Raw genomic sequence first — 384 nt, forward strand, 5'->3', positions numbered from 1 at the left:
ACGGATCGCTAGCCAAGGGATGCTGGGTGTGCTATGCAATCCCTAATGTCGACACTGGTTTGTCGTTCATTTTTGCCTCCTTGAATGCATGGCTTGACTCAGCACTTTGGCTTCATTTTTGAGCTTATCCACCAGCTCAGTCACGCTGGACAGGATCACTCCCGCTTGCCGCTGCGGTGGCGGTTGGAGTTGCAACGGTTGGTGGTGGGCTTTGAGCGATACGCCAAGGGCCTGGGGCGTGGTGGCATCCCGAGGGTTTCGTTTGGCTTTCATAATATTGGGCAAAGAGGCATATCGCGGGTTGGTCAAATGTAAAATGGTGGTGGTTATAGCAGGGACATGCCGCTGTCTCTTGTAAACAGTCGAGACTGAACAAGAATAGAG

1 pseudogene is annotated in these 384 nt (G+C 52.3%); it reads right to left on the reverse strand.

The features are described from left to right. Positions 1-66: 66 nt before the first annotated feature. A pseudogene (locus tag UF06_RS27285) lies at positions 67-384 on the reverse strand (hypothetical protein); the annotation flags it as partial.

Origin of the sequence: Vibrio sp. S234-5, from assembly GCF_000960595.1 — a bacterium.
Taxonomy (GTDB): domain Bacteria; phylum Pseudomonadota; class Gammaproteobacteria; order Enterobacterales; family Vibrionaceae; genus Vibrio.